Genomic DNA, 22,499 nt, shown 5'->3' with positions numbered 1-22,499 from the left:
GGAGTCTGACCCCGAAACGTTTAATATACACTTTTACACGTCGCCTTCATTGAAGCGAATTGCCATAACCTTCACATTATATATAGTTCTTTCCATATAAATGTCCAAATTTTAGAACAACGCAATAAATAACCATCCACCTAACTTATCAAAAGTTTAAGTGGATGGTTTTTCATTTATATTTATATTAGTGTTAATCCAATCATAGATTTATCTATATGCACTGCTCTATACATTTCCTCATTTAATTTGCTTTATTTTCATTTAAATCATTATCAAAACACTGGGCGTGTCATCGTTATTATTTTGCATCTTTGACACGTTTATCATCATTAGGAATCGCGAATAAAATTGCGATAAATGCCATGATTCCCATTAATACGTTAACCCAAAGTGCAATCATCGCACCTGTATGAATGCTCGTTGCAGCAACTGCACCGGCATATACTGCACCACTAATTGCGACACCGAATGCACCACCAAGTGATGAAGCCATTTTATAAATACCTGAAGCAACGCCAACTTTATCTAACGGTGCATTTGAAATAGCTGTATCTGTAGAAGGTGTTGCATAAATACCTAAGCCTAGTCCGAAACATAAATATCCTACGACACAACTGATAACATAAAATATGCCTGGTAAGAATACTAATGAAATAAGTGCAATACCAATGATTACAATGAAGGTACCTAATAACATTGGTCGCTTAGAACCCATTTTTTGTAATAATTTTTCACCAACTCGAATCATTAATAGCACCATGATTAAATAAGTAATTGATAAGTATCCTGCCTGCAATGCTGTATAACCTAAACCTTGTTGCACGAATGTATTCGCTACAATTAATGTACCTGCAACACCGTTTAATAAGAAGTTCGAAATCGTTGCACCTGTATATGGTTTATTTTCAAATAATTTAAAATCAATAAGCGGATTATCTACTTTTTTCTCAACTTTTAAGAACATAAAGAATGCTACAATTACGATTGCAATCAAACTAAAGAACCAAAATGATGTATAACCAAGTGCTGCACCTTTAGTAATGACAACGTTTAAACTTAATAACATAACTACTAGAACAATTAGACCTGCAACGTCAAATTTATGTGTATTGGTAACTTCTGATTTCGTTTCAGGCGTCCCTTTGATGAGTAACATTGAAAGTACGGCAACGATAATTGAGAAGATGAAAATCCATCTCCAACCCATAGTTGTCGCAACTGCCCCACCGAAGAGTGAACAGATACCACTGCCACCCCAAGAACCGATAGACCAGTAGCTTAAGGCACGCTGACGTTCAGCACCCTCATAATAAGTTTTCATAATGGCCAATGTGGAAGGCATAATACACGCTGCTGATACGCCTTGTATAATACGGCCTAAAATTAGCAATGCTGGTAAATTTGTAATAATAATTAATGCTGAACCAATAATACTTAATAATAAGCCGATATTTGTCATTTTCACGCGTCCAATTTTATCTGCTAGGCCGCCTGCTCCAACAACAAACATGCCTGAAAATAGTGCGGTTAGACTTACCGCAATACTAATTGTTCCCATGTCTGCACCAAAACTTTGTTGTAAATTTGGTACAACATTTACAAGTGATTGTGCAAACAACCAAAATGTAATAACACCTAATACAATACCTAAGATTAACTTGTTGCCCCCGCGATACGTTTCATTCATGTTAGTTATCTCCTTTAAGGTAATCTAAAACAACTGTCCCTACAGCTTCTGCCGAAATAAGTAATGATTTTTCTGAAATGTTAAATTTAGGATGATGATGTGGGTAAATTTCACCATCTTCCACAGCTGCACCTGTATAAATAAAGGCACTTGGTCGTTCCTTAGCATAGTATGCAAAGTCTTCTGAAGGTGGTTGTGGTTCACATATTTCGACACCAAATTCAAGGTCTGCTTCTTTTAGCGTCTTAGCCACGCACTCAGTAAACTCTGGATCATTATATAATGCAGGATAATCATCGTTATATTCTAATGTGCAAGTTACACCATACAATGCTTCTAATCCTTTTGATAAACGTTTAATTTCTTTTTCAATTGTTGCTTTTGTAGCATCTGTTAATCCACGTACATCACCTTCAATTTCAACAACATCTTTAATGACATTGAATTGACCTTTACCGTCAAATGAACCGATTGTGACAACACCTGTTTCAAATGGACTTAGTCGTCTAGATACAACTGTTTGTAACGCTGTGACGAAGTAGCTACCTGCAACAATGGCATCATTGGCCATATGTGGTGATGAACCATGACCACCTTTACCTTGAACTTTCAATTTGAAGAATGCGCGTCCTGTTTGAACATATCCAGGTCTGTAATACACATTACCTGTTTTCATTGTGCTCATGACGTGTACACCTAATACATGATCAACACCGTCTAATACACCATTTTCAATCATTGCTTTAGCACCACCTGGTGGTACTTCTTCAGCTGGTTGATGTATCACAACGACTTTTCCTGTAAAACTATCTTTCATTTCAGCAAGTGTCTCTGCTAATACAAGCATGTATGCTGTATGTGCATCGTGACCACATGCGTGCATAACACCTTTATTTTGTGATGCAAAAGATAATCCTGTATCTTCAGTAATAGGTAATGCATCAAAGTCTGCACGGATTGCTAATGTTTTACCAGGTTTCCCTGAATCAATCGTTACTTTAATTCCACGTGGTCCGACATTCGTTTCTACTTCTACATCTTTACCTTTGTAAAATTCAGCGATGTATTTCGCCGTTTCATCCTCATGAAAAGATAATTCTGGATGCTGATGTAAATAACGTCTGATCTCAATCATTTTGTCTTCTTTTGATTTTAAAGCTTCAATTAATTGTTGATTCATATCATTCATCTCCTTAGTTACATCATATATGATTGATCATTATTTATATTGCCAACAACAGAGATGTTAACCATTAATTTTTTGCAATTTTAACTTTGAATACAAAAAATCACAAATTATGTATAACATAAATTGTGATTTGTGATCATTTTATGAACTTGGGTAACGTTTTACTTCAATTAAGTGAATTCCATTTGTAATCATTTTAATATTTAATGCCAGCGTATCCGTCACATCTATATCGTACACTTCTAATTTTGGAAAACTCATTCGATTAACGTAATCTATAGAGTCCTTGTCCATACCATGTATCGTATGATGTTTTCGCCAAAGATTAAATAATGCACCATTTTCTTTATCTAAGGTAAAATGTTTAATCTTATACATACCTTCTTCCAGGGCATTAATGTTCAAATGAATCATTTCCGTTGCACGCATATTCATTTGATTGTCCAACGCTAAGTACGGATTAAAATGCTTTGCATCATATAACAATATTTGAAAATTTGAATCAGTTCCCGTGACAATACATGTATCATCAGAATATAAAATATTGCTTGTTAATTTATTAAATAGCAATGCCGTGAAATAGACCGGACGTTTTCCATTATATTGATGAAACAGTTCAATTGAATTCATATAATCGCGTTCATTTCTACAATGACTGACGTGCAAATCATAGTTCAACCAATAACCGATACCCTCTACTTTAGAACTTAATTTTAATAATTGCTCAATGATGATACCACCTCTAAAATATTCGCCGTTTGTAATAAATGTATCGCCCGTCAATGTATTCCAATTGAGTAAAATGAGTGGACGCTTTAGGTGATGACGATGCATTAAATCGATAAGGTAATTCGTTTTATTAATAATCATTTGACTTGCGGTTTTAAATTCATCATCATTCATTTTATTAAAATCAACAGCATCATTTGAATTGGCATCAAATACAAAATGGTCGATGTGTGGCTCAAGTCGTTTCAGCAATGGTAGTTGTCTTTCCGTAGCTTGATCTAAGTGAATGTACAAGCCACCATTAGGGAATAATGCTTTAAAATAATCAGTCATTTCAATCAAAGACGTGTGCAATGTCGTCACATACAAGTTGAACTTCAAATCTTTTCTATGACTGACATGCAGGGCAACGTGATGGATAAATACTTTAAATGCATCGATATAATCACGTGAGTCATACTGATCCAAATGCATTGTCAAACTAAAGTTATGATCTAATAAAAAGTCTAAACACAAATCGATATCATAAAATATATTCGAAATTTCTGCATCATACGTGAATGGCGCATTGAGCTTTTTCATGATATATGGCATCACATCATATGCTAATACTTCATTGACTTGAAAATCATGATGACATGTAAGCAACTGTGATTGATACTGTGTATTGAGCAAATTCCTCAAATAGCCCACTTGAATAATATGGTTAAATTGATTTAGTTGGTGATTGGTTGGTTGAAAGGTAATCTCTTTATAGTTCACCTTTTCAATATCTTCAATGAAATGATTCATTTCTTCAATGTAGTCATTTAAAAGTAATATCAATTCACGGTCGTGATAATTATGTTGTGCCGATTGTTGATTTTCAGTGATTGCCGGACGATCACCTCGATATTGTTTAGGCGTTTGATGCGTAAAGTGTTTAAATGTTCTCGCAAAGCTCGCTGCACTTGAAAAGCCATTTTGCAATGCAATATCAGTAATCGTTTCATCTGTGTATGTCAAATCGAGTTTCGCATGTTCAATTCGCGTCGTATTTAAGAAATGCTGGAATCCTACACCTAGCGATTCTGCAAACTTTTTAGACAGATGGCTCTCTGACCACCCAACATATTCGCTTAATTCCGAAAGGCTTAAGTCTTCATGAAAATGTAACTCGATATAGTCGCATACTTGATTCACTTTATCATCATTTAAGATACTTTGGTTCGAATGATATGTACGCGGGACATAATGAATCATATGCATAAGCAACTGAATCACAAGTTGTTGCTCAGTCAATTTAGACAACTCATTATGTCGAATATGTGTTGAAACCAGTCTTGCCATTATATTTCTCAGTTGATGTATATTTTTGGTTGTGGTCGCATCTGTTAAGTGAAAATATAGACAATGCACATCATCAAACTTGTCTGCTAAATATTTCATTTGGAATTGGATATAACATATGATGCCATCTTGTTGAAGTTGAAATCGATACAAGTCGCGGTGGTTAATGATGAAAATGTCGCCACTGTTGCATTGTATCATATTATGTTCATCATAAATATGTGCCTCACCTTTAATAACAAAACCAATCATTAAACCATTGAGCCTTTTGAAATCTGACATACTTTCAGTTTCTACTCGAATTAAATAATCACGTTGCATACTATCCCTCAATTCAGTAATATGAATACGTTTATTTTACATTATTTTACAGCAACATATTTGAATTTCATATTGAATCGTGTGTGTGGATGATTATTTATCCTCACTCGGTTTAAAATGTAGGTTAGCCGTATAGTAAGTGTTTTCTCCTTTTTTCTCTACGAAAGTAAATTCAATTTTTTTGTATCCAACTGATGAATCATCTAAATTTCCTGAACCTTTCAATAATAACTCAGGTGCTTTATTCGTTGGTATATTATATCTTTTACGTAATTGCTTTACATTATAATCATCATTCGTTAGTTGATATTTTGCTGAATAAATCGGAGCTTCTGGATTATATGAAATATCTCCATCTTTATAATTTTTCAAATCTTTAAAATTGCCATACTGCGCGAAAAACTTAAAGCTTTCAATTTCTTTTTTTATTTTTTCATCTTTGATATCTTTTGTTGGAATGATTTTATTATCGACCATTTTAACAGGATATTCTATTTGATTATCCTGAGGTCTGCCATTTTCATCCTTCTTTATCGCATTAACATAGTAAAATCCTTTTGCACTTCTTGTATTTCTATTTATATATAAGACCATACCTTTAACTTTCAGAGCTTCACCCTTATTTTGAGTTGCCATTTCAGAACCAATAATCCATGTTCCCTTATCATTTTTATCAAATTGATCATCACGATAACCTTCTTTATCATATAAATCCTCTAGGTTTTTAATCGGATACATACTCAACGTTTTTTCAAAACTTTTTTAATTTCCACCTCTTTACCCACGCCACACCCCCCAATAAAAATTGTTAAAAATAAGAAACTAATACCTAGCACTAATTTATTTAATCGTTTCATCATCTTACAACTCTCTTCTTTTTAAAATGATTTACTTTTGCAAATTACATATTAATATCAATTTATAACACTTTTTCACTTTAATATTATCAAAGATTTCACAAACAATCTGTTCAATTTATAATATTGTTGAATTATTACTTAATTTCAAAATAAAAACGAGTAGTGAAAATAATTAGAATCTAACTATTTTCATACTCGTCTTAATATCATTATTGAATCCTTATTTATTACTATCTATAATTTCGCTTACGATATCATCATATCCAGGCCACGGATATCCTGCATAGTCAACAATCAGCCAACCCGTTCTAGCTTTCCCATTTGCTTTAATCGTTTTTGCAATTTCAGGATTTATATGTGATGCATAGTTATAAGTACTATTAAATGCGCTGCCTCCAGACGCCACACTCAAGAAATTCACATATAGATTGTCTTTGTTACTATCAGTTTTAGCTTTAGCCAATAAATTTTTAACAGCTTCTACTTTTTTATCATAGTAATCTTTATACTCATCTTGTACTTGTAAATTTAAGCTACCATTATTAATTTTCGTTTCAAATGTCGCATTGTCTGTCCATTGAATACCTGACGTGTCAGCACCATAACCACTCTTTATGTATGTACCTCCCATTCTATTGAATAGGACAATTTTACCTTTCGTTTCTTTTAAAGTAGGATTCGCATTACTTCCTGTATAAAAAAGATTTTGATATTGCGGGTTATTATAATAATATTCTCTAAAAATCTCTTCAAATGTCTTCGTAACTTTAGAATCGCTATCGTAGTCCTTTTTCATAGACATCACAATTGTTTCGTTTGGATAAGCACTCAAGTAATATTTAGCATCATCTAAAAATTTCCCTAGTTCATGATGCAGATAAACCATGCCGTGATGAACTGAAATCATATTATCAGCACTTGCTCTACCTCTAATATCAAAAAATCTGACTCCTGACTTCATTTGAGTAAGGTAATCTTTATCTTGAGTCTTTGCCCAAACTGATTTTACCGGATCAGTTAAAGTGAATGAGCCACTATCATGTGAGCCTGGCATATTAATCTCAGTTAAATGTTTGCTTTCATCAAGTTTACTCATCCAATTTTCTAGACTTTTACTCAACGAATCTGACGCATGTGCTGAATGATATAAACCACTCATCACTACTAAAATGATACTTAAAAACAAAGTCTTAATACACTTTTTCATAATATCAACTTCTTTCTATATTTAATACATTAATTATACATCTTTTTTAAATAAAAATATGTGTAAAATTTTAAAACTTATTTAAACAATATTCAAGAGTATTAATTATAGAAATTAATGACGTGTGATTAAAAAACCTTAGGATAGTTCTTTACATATATAAGTTAAAAAAGGAGCTAGCTTTATAATCGCCAGCCCCTTATCTTTATTTTTTATCTTCCATTGTGTAACATACGAGGCCAAATATAATACCACCTATGCTCCAAACGATTAAATCACTTCTAGTATTTCCTAAGTCAGTGATACCGTATATATCAGCTACAGTGCCTGCTGTCAGCGCCAATGATGTAAATAAAATTGCTACTAAAATTGATTTTAGTTTAATGAAATCCTTACTATTTTTCTTATTTTCTTTATCTTTGCCACGCTTAACATCGTACTCTTTCAAGAAACGTAGTCCAATTAGTGATTCAATTAAAATCAAAACGATGATGATTTCAGTGGTAATTGATAGTTTAGGCTCCAAAATGTGAATGAATATGTTAGAAATTACTAACGCAAGCAAAACGAGCATTGAATATGCATATAAAATGATAAATTTTGCCCCTTTTAATTCTTCAGTTGTTTCATTCTTGTCTGTTTGAGATCCACTTATTGCATTTAATATCCAGTTGTTAAATTTCTTCATTATTCAATTTTGCTCCTTTTAAAATGTAAAAATTGCTCGGTAATTAAGTATCACTTGATTAGCCTATAGAAATGCTGTCATTTCATTTTACATTTCTTTCTTTAAAAATGGTCTCATAAAATGGTTTCGACTGTATTCTTTGCATGTCACCAATTACATAAAACTCTTTTTTAGCTCTTGTCACTGCAACATTTAACAAGTTTGGTTTTTCGCATGACCAGTTCACAGCACCATCTTGAGTATTATCAGTACCTATTACAAAATACACCTTTTGAGCCTCTTTACCTTGAAAAGTATGAACAGTACCAATGGATTTATCGACCCATTGATTAATTTTTGTACGTTCAATATCAATTCTAGTCGGTAGTTGTTGCTTTAACATACGTTTAATCTGTTGCTGTACTGCTGAAAAAGGCGATATTACAAATGAACTCGGTTCATTTTTACCTTCCTTAATTGCTTCAATCCAATCATCAGCTAATAATCCCACTACTTTTTCGCCATGCTCTTTCACAAATTGTTTTTGTACTGAGTTTCCTTTAACGTCATACCAACCGGTCTTACCTACGTTTGTAATATTACTAGGTAGCACCATTTTATTATTATAAGCGATTTGATTAGCTATCGTGAACATAGGTTTTAAACATCGTCTATGCACCCATAAAGGTATGCCTATCCAGTTTTTTTGATTACTATCAGTAGCATCAGATTTCCAAAAGCCATATTGATTGGCGTTGTCTGCAACAGACTGCACAGAAGCTTCTTTAGAAACTAGATATTCCGGAACATGATAATTTTTACGAATGTTATCAATTAAATGACTTTCTAAAGTCACAACCGGTTCAATTTGAATCGGATCACCTACAGCTACAACTTTTTTCGAACGATATAATGCCCCTACAGCTGCTTGAGGTATTGCTTGTCCTGCTTCATCAATAAATAAGTAGTCTATGAAATCTTTTGGTATTCCCCCATACATAGATTTAAAGCTTGCAAACGTCGTACTAACTACTGGAAATATTAAATGCATTACATTCCATGCGTTGTGTACTTTATCTGGATTTGCATCAATTAATTTCCTTCTATCTTTAAAATCATTAATCGCATAATAAATAGTTGTATTATTAGCAATCAATAATAATTTATGCAATATCATTGCTCTTAAAAAGAGCATGGCACGTCTGTATTGAAGTTCGTCACTCGTCCACAAATTAGTAACTTGGCGCTCATCATAATTGTTGTCACTCCAAAAATCTTTTTCTGGAATTGTAATTTTTGACTCAATACGATATGCTTCTAACTCTTGTAACTGTGAATTTAACTCGTCTAATTGCAACTGTACTTTAGTTAATTGTTTAATTAATTTCTCTTTTTCTTTTAGTTTGCTAACAAGGTCTTCATTTTTATTTTTTTTACATTTCTCTAACTCTATCTGTTGTCCTAATAATTGTTGCTTCTCTGCATTATGTTTTTTATATCTTTCATCTTCTTCTGAATTAAATATCGCCTTCAGCTTGTTAACAAACCCTTTGTTACTATCTCTGATGGATTTAATCAACTCATTTAAAGTTTCGAGTTGCTTTGTATTATAATTAATTCGATCATCCAAATCTTCAATTTCTTTATTGTCTCGTAACGCTTCATTTTCTAAATGATATATCTGTTCTTCAATTGTTGTTTTTTCACTATTAATTGCCTGTTCCATCTTAGAGTAAGACTCACAACTTTTATAAACATCATAGGCTCTAATAGATTCTTCTTTTAACATTTCAACATGCTTCAACTCTTCTAAAAATGCACGTTGATGTGCTTGCCATTCAGTCATTAACTCGTGATAACCCATACGATTATTTTCATTTTGAAGTAATCTAGCAAAGCCAATATCATTCACATCTTGTTTTAACATGTGATCCAATACTTGATTAATATTGGTACTTTTTCCAAACACCCCAGAAAATAAGCCCCAGGCACTTTCCCCAATCAAATCTTCAGCTATTTCAGCAAAATCTTTTAATTCATATGCTAAATTTGCATAAGCTGTTTCATATTCCGGGAATTTACATTTTTCAGGATTTCTTATAATTTCTTCAATTTTCGGTAAATCTTTAGATATATTTTCAACAGCGCCATTATTACTAGACGCAACTACCATCTTATATTTAGCAATAGATTCCTGAAGTAAATAGACGTATTTATCATCTGTTTCATGAATTTTTGTTTTGACAAATGCATCTTTAGGATTATTTAGTTTGGCTAACTCTTTGCCTCTTTCAACTACTAGATGAGCAAATATATCTTTTAATAAAGTCGTCTTACCTGTCCCTGGTGGCCCATTAACAGAACTTATTCTTTCATTACCACTCGTGATTTGGTTTACAGCAAGTTGTTGCATTAAAGACAATCTAAACTCAGTCTGTGATGGCCAGCGTCCATCAGGCAAACGTGAAGGATGTAAAAATTTGTCAAACATTTCTTTATTTTCATCTACTTCTATGCGCTGACTTTCTTCTACACCTTCAATGTAATCAATTAAAGTTTGATTGGGAGATTTTCTTGCTTTCTCAATATCACTTATGAAGAAGCTATTAAATTCTGGCTGTGGTAAATCACTATCTTTCACATATTCTATTGCTACATAATGCGCAAATAATCCATCTTTCTTTGAATTTAATACAGAAAAATACTCATCATAAGCTATGTCCATCTTCTTCAATTTAAATTCATTAATTGGTTCATCCGCTAAAATTTCTTTTACTTTTTGAACAAATTTTTCAACAGAATCATTAAATTTTTCTTCTATATTAGCATTTTTATTCTTTTCAATTTCTTTCAATGCACTCATAATCATCGGAATATGTATAGAATCAACTATCACTTTACCGTGTTTATCTATATTAAATGTGTAACCATAACAGTGTGTCCCATTTGGATTATGAATATCTGAATAATCATCAAAAATATCCTGAATTTTCAAATTAATTTCACTATAGCGGAAACAATGTCTGTAAAATTTAAAAATGATTTCGCCAATCTCTGATTTTTCTTCTGATATAATAAAGCGTTCATCATTCCATATTTCAAAATATTCATCAAAACTTTGAAGTTGCGCTTGCTTTGTACCATTTTTAAAATGTTCAGCTGAGAGTATATCTTCCGCTGTAAAATTTACTTCTCCTGGACTTAAAGATTCAATTAACAACCAAGCCGATAACGTATCATTTAGCAATTGACTCATGAAATCCCACCTTGTTCCCTGTTTGTTTTTTACTTAATGCTATTTTAACAAATAATTTAATCATATTAGTGTTTTTTCAAAAATATTCATATATTATCATTACCATATTTATTCAACAAATGTTTGTAAAATCCTCACTAATAAAATTAATCGATATGACCATAATTCATTATCCAATAAATGACTATAAAAATTTCTTCTATGCCTTCATTTGCAACTAAATTTGGACATCAAAAAAGAGCACTCCTGAACGAGCACTCCCTTAATTATCTTTCCGTTATATTTGTATTGTCGACGGTTTCGGTTTCTTTATTTTTATTTGTAGCTTTTTTCGCAACAATTAACAACGTTGAAAGTACTGCTAAAGCTAAATAAGCATAACCGCCCGCTTGTTTCATTACAAAACTACCGTAATAGTATCTTACGCCACCTTCGTCCATATAAATTTTCGTAGTGTGAACCAAAACTAGAGATAAGCCTAGATAAATTGACAAACCAATCGTAGTGTAAGCCATGTATTTTTTAAATGTCTGTTTTTTCTTTTTTTGCGTATAAAGTGGTAGGAAACATAAGCCATATGGCATTAAAAAAATGATACCTGCAATACCAAAGGTAAATATAACCAGCAAAAAAAGAAACTCTGATACTATATAATATAGATAAAATTGAGAAATACCAGCCGTAGCCAAGATTAGAAATAAAAAAGTAGTAGCGAATTTATATGTCTCACTTACTTTATTAACTTTGTTAAAAAAGTTATCAATTGCTTTATTCTTTTTTGAAATATGTACTATACCTTCTATAATCATCCAAATAATACCACCAATAACTAACAAAGCAAAAACTGGGATTACGAGACTAATTAACATATCGTTCACCTGCTCACCTCTATTTTCAAATAATTGTGATTGAATTGAATCATTCTAGTTTTGTAAAGTTACTTATTCAATTTATTATATTTATAAACTCTATGATAACAAAAATACTGTTTGTGTATAACAATAAATCGAGATACTCAATAATTTGATAATATGGAAATGATGCTTTTCAAAATAGTTGAGTATGGCAATTTATGATGTGTTTTTCAAATCATTTTTTATGAGCTCAAATAAATCATTTAGATTTGTTGCTTCGGCAAAGTCTGGAATTAATATCATTTCCTTGGCACCCGGATACGGCGATACTAATGTGTTATCTTGAAATTGATGACGTGCACTTTTAGTCGCCTTGACCAATAATCTATTATCATACAAACCACCTATAACAACACCATCATAATAAATAATATATTCTCCCATCATCTTTCTAGTTTTAACGGCATTTGAATTCACATGACTTAAAAATAAATCATGTACATCTTTCTTAGTCGCCATTGTAATCGCTCCTTCAGTTTTATGTTTAATCACATTCGTATTAATGATTCATTTCGAGTTGCTCTTAATTTTATCTATAATTATATGCGTAGTTAAAATCAAACCTATGGAAAAGAAAATAATGATAACAATGTTAAGAAATATAGTTATAAAATTATAGTTTGGAAGGTATGCGAATAGCAGAAACATAGGTATCGCAAAAAATAAATCCCACCAACCTAAACTTTTTAAAGAATGCTTTAAATCTTCCATAATATCACCTTTATAAATTTGTCTTTGTTATAAGATAACTAAAAAATCGCTTTACTGTAAAAGTAGCCAAAGAAAATTCTGAATCATATTCATAAGTAGTGTATCATTAATAATGAACAATTTAATACGATAATCCTTGATCTTTGTATTGATCAACTTACCACAATATTTATTTTAGACTACTCTTATACTTCCCTTTCAAATGGTTGCATCTATTGAAATTCCTTTTGTATAAGTTAGGCTTTTGTGGTAATATCATCATGCATAAAAAATCGAGATACTAATTATAAAGAGGGTATAAATATATTATGAAGGAAAATTTTTGGAGTGAATTACCACGTCCATTTTTTATTTTGGCGCCAATGGAAGACGTTACAGATATCGTCTTTCGACACGTTGTAAGTGAAGCAGCTAGACCGGATGTGTTTTTCACTGAATTTACAAATACCGAGAGCTTTTGCCACCCTGAAGGCATACATAGTGTGCGCGGACGCTTAACTTTTAGCGAAGATGAACAGCCGATGGTCGCTCACATATGGGGAGATAAGCCAGAACAGTTCCGTGAAACGAGTATTCAATTAGCTAAAATGGGCTTTAAAGGCATAGACTTAAATATGGGATGTCCTGTAGCAAATGTTGCTAAAAAGGGTAAGGGTTCCGGCTTAATCTTAAGACCTGACGTCGCTGCCGAAATTATTCAAGCAACTAAAGCAGGTGGGCTTCCGGTAAGTGTTAAAACACGCCTTGGCTACTATGAAATCGATGAATGGAAAGATTGGTTGAAGCATGTCTTCGAACAAGACATTGCAAATTTATCTATTCATCTTCGTACACGTAAAGAAATGAGTAAAGTAGATGCACATTGGGAATTAATCGAAGCTATTAAAAATTTACGTGACGAAATTGCACCAAATACATTGTTAACAATTAACGGTGATATTCCCGATAGAAAAACAGGACTTGAGCTTGCAGAAAAATATGGCATTGATGGCGTCATGATTGGTAGAGGCATTTTCCATAATCCATTCGCTTTTGAAAAAGAACCACGCGAACACACAAGCAAAGAACTATTAGATCTGTTGAGATTGCATCTATCATTGTTTAACAAATATGAAAAAGACGAAATACGACAATTCAAGAGCTTGCGTAGATTCTTTAAAATCTATGTGCGTGGCATAAGAGGCGCTAGTGAACTTCGACATCAATTGATGAACACACAATCAATTGCAGAAGCACGAGCACTACTCGATGAATTTGAAGCCCAAATGGACGAAGACGTTAAAATAGAATTATAGTATGAGTAATAAAGGTTGAGGATGATATTTCCCAATTTAACACGGATTGAACACTTTCTACTTAGGTATTATCTGGTTTTCCTGATAGGATAACTCCCGATGATGCCTTTTTACTTATATCACTTATCCTTTTGGAAATGGTGCAAAATTAAAAATACAGCAGGATATCGTTTAACTCAGAAAAAAACTCCAATTAAAAAATTGTTTACAACTTATGAAATTAACATTGCTCTTAGTGCTCAACAGACAAAGTTGTTGAAATTACTATTGGAGGTACATACCAAGCTATCATTTTGAGTACACGTGGTTTGAATATCTGGCAAGAAATGGATATTGGTAATGTCAGTCATAAAGTCGCTAAACGTGCTCAAATACCATTAATTATTATTAAATAATTTAGAAGATGAGGTATAAACCTTTAAAAAAACAGCAGTGAGATGATTTTCAATTAGAAAACATCTTACTGCTGTTTCTATTTTCATAATCATTCTTATTGAATGACTTCATCGTGATCATTTAAAACAGTAACACCTTTTTCAATCTTATACTATTTAGAGCTAAAAATTCACGACATATAAACACAACACTGACACGTCATTTAAATACTTAATATTTTATAGTAAAAGATTTTTCATTAAAAAATTTATTGTTTTCTGTACTTTATTATATTAATCCTTTTAGCATGCCGTACCAATACATTTTAGGTAATAAATCTTTCTTAAATATATACATACTTCTACGTTCTTTGGCCTGATTAAACGGCATTGTTTCTTTAGTATTTTTATTATAATCAAACTCTGCAAGTATTAACCTATTATATCCAGTAACAATAGGGCATGAAGTATAACCATCATAATGATGCGTTAACATTTGATTATTCATCATTTGCAATAAATTATTAGCGACGATAGGTGCTTGCTTACGAATAGCTGCGCCTGTTTTTGAAGTAGGTACATTTGAAGCATCACCAAGTGCAAATACATTAGAGTAGCTTTTATGCTGTAATGTGGTTGGGTTAACATCTACCCATCCCTCACTATCTGAAAGTGTACTTTCTTTTACTACATCTAAGGGACCCATAGGTGGTGTTACATGTAACATATCATAACTTATTGTTTTTCTATCGTATGTTTTGATATGTTCGAATGTAGCCACTTTTTTGTCACCATCGATTTCAACAAGGTTATAATTATAATTGACTGTTATATTTCTTTCTTCAACAATCCTCTCTAATTCTTTATTATATTTTCCTACGTCAAATAAAGCTTCTTTTGGCGTTGCATATATCACATTAGCGTTAGAACGGATTTTATGTTTCCTAAAATAATCTTCAGCTAAATACATAATTTTCATAGGCGCACCTCCACACTTTATAGGAGTGTTTGGATGCGTAAAAATGGCATTTCCTTGTTTAAAATTAGAAATTTGGTTCCAAGTTTCGTTAACATAGTCAGGTGAATAGTTGGAGCAAACACCATTTTTACCTATATTTTCTTTTAGTCCTTTAATTGAAGACCAATTAATCTGTAATCCTGGAGCTACTACTAAAAAATCATAATAAACGACTGTATTATCTCCTAAAATAACGCTATTATTTTCAGGTTGAAAACTTGAAACAGCCTGTTTTATCCAGTGAGCACCTTCAGGTATAACACTTTCCATATCTTTACGAGAACTTTTCAAACTAGATACCCCTGCACCAACCAACGTCCATAATGGTTGATAGTAATGATGGTCTGCTGGGTCTATAATTGCTATTTCCCCTTTAAAGTTTTGATTTTTTCTTAATAGTCTTGATGCTACGGTAACACCTGCTGTACCGCCACCAATAATAACAATTTGATAATGCTTATTCATTTTTCCACATCCTTAAATTATTTTAATGATTCTGGAAAATCTTGATAGCCTTCTCTAATATTCACCACATTTTCAAAACCTTTGCTTTCCAATATACCCACTGCAATTGAACTTCTAACACCTGACTGACAATGTACATATATTTTATCCTCTTTATTAAAAGGAATATTTTCATTTAATAATTTACCATGTGGAATATTAACAGCTTGATATAAGTGTCCATTATTCCACTCTTCATCATTACGTACGTCTAATACATGTTCTTCTTTACCTGTCATATCAGCGCTATGAACGGACTGGGTTGAAATGTCTGATTTTGGCAAACGATAGCCTGCTACCTTATCAAACCCAATTAATTGTAAAGTGTGTTTCGCTTTCTCAACAGTAGATTTATCTCCAATTAAATCTATATCTTTTTCAAAATCTAAGTACCAACCAATTTGATTAATAAAGTTTTTGTTGTATGGTATATTGATTGTTCCTTTTGTGTGGCCACCTTGAAAGGCCTCTTTGCTACGAAGATCAAATGCTACTCTTTTATTATCTAAACTAGGATAAACATCGTATGATTGATATAAATTCATACCAAACTGATTAACTTGTTTCATTTGTGCAAAATGATGCGGTGGTGCTGGTTGATTTGATGTTAATAATTCAATAAATTTAGTCTCATCAATTTCATTAAATGCCCAGTTATTAATTTTCTCATAACCTATTGTAGATATTGGTATGGCACCTAATGCTTTACCACAAGGGCTTCCAGCACCATGACCCGGCCAGATTTGAACATAGTCAGGTAAATTTTTAATATTTTGAACGGACTCATACATTTGTTTCGCGCTAATTTCTGTAGAACCCTTTATTTGAACAGATTTTTCTAATAAATCAGGTCTACCTATATCACCAACAAAAATAAAGTCACCACTAAATAATCCCATCGGAACACTTGAACCACCACCTAAATCAGTGAGTAAAAAGCTAATACTTTCAGGCGTGTGTCCTGGAGTATGCAGAACTTCTAATTTAACATTGCCTACTTGAATGATATCTCCATGTTTAACAAATTGTGTTTTTGATGGCATATTTTTATACCCTAATGCATCTTCACCTTCGCCAGACACATATATATTTGCATTTAAGCGTTTAGCCACATCACGAATTCCTGAAGCAAAATCAGCATGAATATGTGTTTCTGTAGCTTGTGTAATTGTTAAACCTTCAGAATCTGCAACTTCTATATATTTCGATAAATCACGAACAGGGTCTATTATTATTGCCTCTCCTGTACGTTGACAACCCACTAAATATGATGCTTGAGATAAATGATTATCGTAAAACTGTTTAAAAAACATGATAACAACTCCTTTTATTAATAGATTTAATTAGATAAATAAATTATGATTCGCATTTTCAGTAGCACCAATATAAGTGCCTACACCACCGTACTCAACTTCATCTCTAAGTTCTTCTTTCTGAATACCCATGACATCCATACTCATCGTACAAGCGATTAATTTGATATTTTGCTCAATAGCTTGATTGATAAGTGTTGGTAATGAATCAACATTTTTCTTTTTCATTACGTAGCGCATCATCATATTTCCTAAACCAAGCATATTCATTTTGGAAAGAGGCATTCGTATATTCTTTTTGGGCAACATTAAATCAAACATTTTTGCAATACCTTGCTTTTTAACATTAACTGTTTGCGCTTTTTTTAATGCATTAAGCCCCCAAAAAGTAAAGAAGATAGATACATCTTTTCCAGCAGCTCTAGCGCCATTTGCAATAATCAATGCTGCTACAGCTTTGTCTAATTCTCCACTAAATAATACAATTGTAGTACCTTTAGCAGAATAATTTACATCTAAATCTTTTGCTTTTTCTTTTTGAATAATCGCATTAATTCCATTGTTATTTTCATCAAGCTTAACTAAAGTATGCCTTGTTTGTTTCACCCAACTTTTAATATCACTAGGGAATCCAGGGTCTGTGACTTTGACTTCAATTTGGTCACCTACTTCAATATTCTTCATTTCTTGACTAATTTTTACAATTGGCCCTGGACATTGAAGACCACGATAGTTAAATTGTTTACGATCTGCTTTAATTTCTATACTTTTATATTCTTCTTGTGTATCATAACTATCGTTTTCTTCTTCATAAACTTTATAACCACCATCAAGATTTATAACGTTATAACCTTTTTTAGTTAAATATTTACTAGCATTAGCACTTCTGTTACCACTTCTACAGATTACATAATAGGTTTTATTTTTTTCTTTATTGAATGACTCAATCTCATCAACAGGATGAAGTATGGAACCATTGATATGTCCTAATGCATACTCCTCTTCTGTTCTAACATCAATTAATTGCCCTTGCTTTGCTAGTTTTTCCAATTCTGCTTTACTAAATTCATCGATAAACTTTTCTCCGTATTGTTTCATAATAACCTCCCTAAAAATACCTGTAGGGGTATTCTAAACAGTTGAATGGAACTTGCCAAATACCTCTAGGGGTATTTGACACATTTGTGTTTATCTATTAATATATTTTTATTCAATTAAAAGTGGAGGTATGACTATGAATTATGATAAAAAAATGATTAATCGTATTAATAGAATACAAGGGCAACTAAATGGAATTATTAAAATGATGGAGGAAGGAAAAGACTGTAAAGATGTCATTACACAAATCAGTGCATCAAAGAGTTCACTCCAACGCTTGATGGGTATCATTATTAGTGAAAATTTAATAGAATGCGTAAAAGCAGCTGCGGATGATGAAGAAAGCTCCCAAGAGTTAATTAATGAAGCTGTAAACTTATTGGTGAAAAGTAAGTAATGGATATTGTTAATATAGTTATCATGTTACTCATTGGGGTATTCGGTGGGTTCATATCTGGTCTAGTAGGCGTAGGTGGTGCTATCATTATTTATCCAGCTATTTTATTATTACCACCATTATTCGGAGCCCCTGCATATAGCGCATATATCGCATCAGGTCTTACTTCTAGCCAAGTCTTTTTCAGTACATTAAGTGGCTCATTAAAAGCTCGAAAAAAAACAGAGTTCTCGCCACAATTAGTTCTTTATATGGGTGGCGGCATGATTATAGGGAGTATGTTAGGTGCATTTCTAGCAAATTTATTTGATGCTACATTTGTAAATACGGTATATATCATTATTGCTTTACTTGCATTAACATTAATGTTTATTAAAGTGAAACCTAGTTCCGAAAAGTCTTCATTTAATAAATATTTATTAGTTATCATTGGCCTTTTCATTGGTATCATTTCAGGTATAATAGGTGCAGGTGGTGCCTTCATTATTATTCCTATATTATTGGTTTTATTCAAATTACCAATGAATACTGTAGTCGCTAATAGTATAGTAATTGCTTTTATATCTTCAATTGGTGCTTTTGTCATCAAACTTATTCAAGGTTATATCCCTTTATATGACGCCTTATTCCTTATAATAGGGAGTATTGTATTTGCTCCAATAGGGTTAAAATTAAGTAAAAAAGTCCCTAACATAATACAAAAATGGATTATCAGTATTTTAATCGTTTTTGCTATAATTCAACTCATTTTATAAAACTAATCCTTATAACTCAGACAGCAATTTCCCGAAAAATAATACCTCTTATTTCAACAAATATGTATGCAGTTCGGATTTATATGAATAAAAATTTTTGATGAAATATCCATATATATGCTTATAAATATAAATTTATCAACTATAACTAAAAATGATAAAAGATTTAATGCCACTGATGACTGAATTAATATTATTTAAGTTTTTATCAAACGCATTAGTAAAGTAGATGCACATTGGGAATTAATCGAAGCTATTAAAAATTTACGTGACGAAATTGGAGGTTGGGACATAAATCAATGTTCTATGCTATACAATGTTATATTGGCAGTAGTTGACTGAACGAAAATGCGCTTGTAACAAGCTTTTTTCAATTAAAGTCAGGGGCCCCAACATAGTAGCTGGCGGAAAGTCAGCTTACAATAATGTGCAAGTTGGGGGGCGGGGCCCCAACACAGAGAATTTCGAAATGAAATTCTACAGACAATGGAAGTTGGGGTTGGACGACGAAATAAATTTTGAGAAAATATCATTTCTGTCCCACTCCCATATTCCCGATAGAAAAACAGGACTTGAACTTGCAGAAAAATATGGCATTGATGGCGTCATGATTGGTAGAGGCATTTTCCACAATCCATTCGCTTTTGAAAAAGAACCACGTGAACACACAAGCAAAGAACTATTAGATCTGTTGAGATTACATTTATCATTGTTTAACAAATATGAAAAAGATGAAATACGACAATTCAAGAGCTTGCGTAGATTCTTTAAAATCTATGTGCGTGGCATAAGAGGCGCTAGCGAACTTCGACATCAATTGATGAACACACAATCAATTGCAGAAGCACGAGCATTACTAGATGAATTTGAAGCCCAAATGGACGAAGACCTTAAAATAGAATTATAGATGTAATGAGGGGTAGAGCTTGGGACATTAAGTTCTTAAAGTTCTTAGGCAATGTAAAAAAGCTGATTTCTATTATTTATTTGATAGAAATCAGCTTTTTTGATATGTATTTTATAATGTACAGCTCGTTGAGCTGCTATTTTCCTTATATTAAGTGCCATTCATACAAAACCTAGCTCTCGTTTAACTTTATTTATTCCTCGAACTGACATTCGAGTGAAATCCAAAATAGCCTTCATAAATCCAAAAACAGGCTCTACATCAATTTTTCTTTGACTATAGATTTTTTTCGTTTCTGGTTCAGAAAGCTTTTGATTAATTTGGGCTTTAAAGTATTCCCAATTATAATTCTTCATGATTTTCTTATTGGATTTCGAATTTGGTTTCATGCATTGTTGCCTCAAAGAACATGCTGAACAGTCATCGCATTCATATAGCTTGAAGTCACGTTTAAAACCATATCTATCATTACGGTATGCATATCTTTTAAAACCTATTCTTTTGTTATTAGGACATATAAATTCATCATTAAGTTCGTCATATTTCCAATTTTGAGTGTTAAAAATGTCACTTTTAAACTTTCTCGTTTTATCTTTAATAAACATGCCATACGTAATAAGTGGCGTTTTATTAAAGTCATCTATAATAGCCATATAGTTTTGCTCACTACCATAACCTGCATCAGCTACAATATACTCCGGTAAATAACCGAAGGTATTTTGAATCATTGTTAAAAATGGAATTAAAGTTCTAGTATCTGTCGGGTTTTGAAATAGGTCATAGGATATAACAAATTGAGAATTTGTCGCTATTTGTAAATTGTATCCTGGCTTAAGTTGGCCATTTTTCATATAGTCTTCCTTCATTCTCATAAAAGTTGCATCATGATCAGTTTTAGAAAAGCTATTTCTATCTTTAAGAATCGATTTTTGTTCTTCATATTTACTTTTTCTTTCGGAATAATCATCAAACTTCTTTTTGAACTTCTTAATCCCAGTTCTTTTTTTTCGGGTCTGTTTTCTAATTTGAGCACAATCTTCGTTCTCAATAGAATGATTTAAATCTTCGATTTCTTTATCTAAATGACTACCAATTAAATCTATTTCTTCTATTGTTAAATCGCTATCTCCATCTTCTTTTATCTCTGGTATTATTTTTTCTTCAACTAAGTCACGATATAATGCTTTTGAATTTTCGTTCAATTTCGATTCGTGATTTTGAATACTTTTCTTCCACACAAATGTATATCTATTGGCACTAGCTTCTACTTTTGTACCATCAATAAAAATTGAATTATTATCAATAAGGTTTTGCTTTAAACATTGACTATGGAACTGAATAAATAAAGATTCAATTAACGCATCAGTATTAGGATTCACTCTAAAACGATTAATAGTTTTATAAGAAGGTGTTTGATCTTGAGCTAACCACATCATTCGAATACTATCATGAAGTAATTTCTCTATTCTACGACCAGAAAATACAGATTGAGTATATGCATATAAGATGATTTTTAACATCATTTTTGGATGATAGGATGTTGCGCCACGATGATGTCTGAATTCATCGAATTCGCTATCAGGTATCGTTTCAACAATTTCATTAACATATCGTGAAATATCATTTTGAGGGATTCTAACAGAAGTTTCTATTGGTAGTATAAGTTGGGTCATGTTATAATTTTTATACATAAGGCACCTCGTTAATTTAGTTTATTGGTATTTATTAAATTATACGAAAGGGCCTTATTTTTTTTAAGTATTTCAATGTAAAATTACATATAAATACAAAGTATTTTGGCGAGACTCTTGAGGGAACAGGACAAGCTGAAGACTACAGGCTGAAGCTGTCCCCTAAGAAAGCGAGCCAACAATACGAAATATTGTAAATAAAGAAGCCAGTAAATGAATTTATGAAAACTCATTTACTGGCTATTTTGCTAGGAATTATGAACTGCACCCAGTC

15 protein-coding genes and 5 pseudogenes are annotated in these 22,499 nt (G+C 32.2%); 6 read left to right on the top strand and 14 right to left on the bottom strand.

Annotation, left to right across the window (positions count from 1 at the left end; translation table 11 throughout):
- Positions 1 to 301 precede the first annotated feature (301 nt).
- From norC to JV528_RS13045, 10 genes and pseudogenes are all read right to left on the bottom strand, one after another.
- Entirely contained in the window at positions 302 to 1,690 is a 1,389-nt protein-coding gene (norC, locus tag JV528_RS13090; RefSeq protein WP_001006423.1) for a multidrug efflux MFS transporter NorC, read from the bottom strand.
- A 1-nt stretch (position 1,691) separates the two neighbouring features.
- A complete protein-coding gene (locus JV528_RS13085; protein ID WP_065315796.1) occupies positions 1,692 to 2,870 on the bottom strand; it encodes a M20 family metallopeptidase in 1,179 nt (392 codons plus the stop codon).
- Positions 2,871 to 3,020: 150 nt separating this feature from the next.
- Positions 3,021 to 5,258, bottom strand: a complete 2,238-nt coding sequence (aryK, locus tag JV528_RS13080) for a transcriptional regulator AryK (protein WP_204177501.1) — start codon at positions 5,256 to 5,258, stop codon at positions 3,021 to 3,023.
- Positions 5,259 to 5,351: 93 nt separating this feature from the next.
- Positions 5,352 to 6,118 (bottom strand): annotated as a pseudogene (locus JV528_RS13075) (tandem-type lipoprotein).
- Positions 6,119 to 6,338: 220 nt separating this feature from the next.
- Positions 6,339 to 7,325, bottom strand: a complete 987-nt coding sequence (locus JV528_RS13070; protein ID WP_204177500.1) for a phosphatidylinositol-specific phospholipase C — start codon at positions 7,323 to 7,325, stop codon at positions 6,339 to 6,341.
- 205 nt (positions 7,326 to 7,530) lie between these two features.
- On the bottom strand, positions 7,531 to 8,013 hold the full coding sequence (locus JV528_RS13065; RefSeq protein WP_065315784.1) for a hypothetical protein: 483 nt from the start codon (positions 8,011 to 8,013) through the stop codon (positions 7,531 to 7,533).
- Between the two features lie 82 nt (positions 8,014 to 8,095).
- The gene (locus JV528_RS13060; RefSeq protein WP_000080569.1) at positions 8,096 to 11,248 is read right to left on the bottom strand and encodes a DEAD/DEAH box helicase; all 3,153 of its coding nucleotides are present in this window, start codon (positions 11,246 to 11,248) and stop codon (positions 8,096 to 8,098) included.
- A gap of 266 nt (positions 11,249 to 11,514) precedes the next feature.
- Positions 11,515 to 12,117 carry a hypothetical protein gene (locus tag JV528_RS13055; protein ID WP_000908951.1) on the bottom strand — a complete coding sequence of 201 codons (603 nt, stop codon included), beginning with the start codon at positions 12,115 to 12,117 and terminating at the stop codon, positions 11,515 to 11,517.
- Between the two features lie 201 nt (positions 12,118 to 12,318).
- Positions 12,319 to 12,621: a TfoX/Sxy family protein gene (locus tag JV528_RS13050; protein ID WP_000201646.1), complete on the bottom strand. Its 303-nt coding sequence runs from the start codon at positions 12,619 to 12,621 to the stop codon at positions 12,319 to 12,321.
- A 48-nt stretch (positions 12,622 to 12,669) separates the two neighbouring features.
- On the bottom strand, positions 12,670 to 12,873 hold the full coding sequence (locus JV528_RS13045; RefSeq protein ID WP_000389762.1) for a DUF6007 family protein: 204 nt from the start codon (positions 12,871 to 12,873) through the stop codon (positions 12,670 to 12,672).
- A 308-nt stretch (positions 12,874 to 13,181) separates the two neighbouring features.
- On the opposite strand from JV528_RS13045, the gene JV528_RS13040 reads away from it, so the two are divergent.
- Entirely contained in the window at positions 13,182 to 14,168 is a 987-nt protein-coding gene (locus tag JV528_RS13040; protein ID WP_000662031.1) for a tRNA dihydrouridine synthase, read from the top strand.
- A 162-nt stretch (positions 14,169 to 14,330) separates the two neighbouring features.
- Positions 14,331 to 14,563, top strand: a pseudogene (locus tag JV528_RS13035) (universal stress protein); the annotation flags it as partial.
- A gap of 268 nt (positions 14,564 to 14,831) precedes the next feature.
- On the opposite strand, the gene sqr reads toward JV528_RS13035, so the two are convergent.
- From sqr to cstA, 3 genes are read right to left on the bottom strand one after another with little or no spacing between them, the layout of a single operon-like run.
- On the bottom strand, positions 14,832 to 16,025 hold the full coding sequence (sqr, locus tag JV528_RS13030) for a type II sulfide:quinone oxidoreductase Sqr (protein ID WP_001033008.1): 1,194 nt from the start codon (positions 16,023 to 16,025) through the stop codon (positions 14,832 to 14,834).
- A 17-nt stretch (positions 16,026 to 16,042) separates the two neighbouring features.
- Positions 16,043 to 17,377 (bottom strand): persulfide dioxygenase-sulfurtransferase CstB, encoded by a 1,335-nt coding sequence (gene cstB / locus JV528_RS13025; protein WP_000465470.1) that lies wholly within the window; start codon positions 17,375 to 17,377, stop codon positions 16,043 to 16,045.
- 30 nt (positions 17,378 to 17,407) lie between these two features.
- Positions 17,408 to 18,475 carry a persulfide response sulfurtransferase CstA gene (gene cstA / locus JV528_RS13020; RefSeq protein ID WP_065316432.1) on the bottom strand — a complete coding sequence of 356 codons (1,068 nt, stop codon included), beginning with the start codon at positions 18,473 to 18,475 and terminating at the stop codon, positions 17,408 to 17,410.
- A gap of 136 nt (positions 18,476 to 18,611) precedes the next feature.
- Here cstA and cstR point away from each other — a divergent pair, with 136 nt between their 5' ends.
- The 4 genes and pseudogenes from cstR to JV528_RS13000 all read left to right on the top strand — a co-directional run.
- The gene (gene cstR / locus JV528_RS13015; protein WP_001105087.1) at positions 18,612 to 18,872 is read left to right on the top strand and encodes a persulfide-sensing transcriptional repressor CstR; all 261 of its coding nucleotides are present in this window, start codon (positions 18,612 to 18,614) and stop codon (positions 18,870 to 18,872) included.
- Positions 18,872 to 19,627, top strand: coding sequence for a sulfite exporter TauE/SafE family protein (locus tag JV528_RS13010; RefSeq protein ID WP_204177750.1), 756 nt, complete (start codon positions 18,872 to 18,874; stop codon positions 19,625 to 19,627). Before cstR ends, JV528_RS13010 begins: the two co-directional genes overlap by 1 nt.
- A gap of 97 nt (positions 19,628 to 19,724) precedes the next feature.
- Positions 19,725 to 19,813, top strand: a pseudogene (locus tag JV528_RS13005) (hypothetical protein).
- A 364-nt stretch (positions 19,814 to 20,177) separates the two neighbouring features.
- A pseudogene (locus JV528_RS13000) lies at positions 20,178 to 20,534 on the top strand (tRNA-dihydrouridine synthase); the annotation flags it as partial.
- 44 nt (positions 20,535 to 20,578) lie between these two features.
- Here JV528_RS13000 and JV528_RS12995 read toward each other — a convergent pair.
- Positions 20,579 to 22,225: pseudogene (locus JV528_RS12995) on the bottom strand (IS1182 family transposase).
- Positions 22,226 to 22,499 lie beyond the last annotated feature (274 nt).

Origin of the sequence: Staphylococcus sp. GDB20D11A (genome assembly GCF_016893255.1) — a bacterium.
In the GTDB taxonomy this organism is placed as follows: domain Bacteria; phylum Bacillota; class Bacilli; order Staphylococcales; family Staphylococcaceae; genus Staphylococcus; species Staphylococcus aureus.
This window is presented reverse-complemented; position numbering and strand designations above follow the sequence as displayed.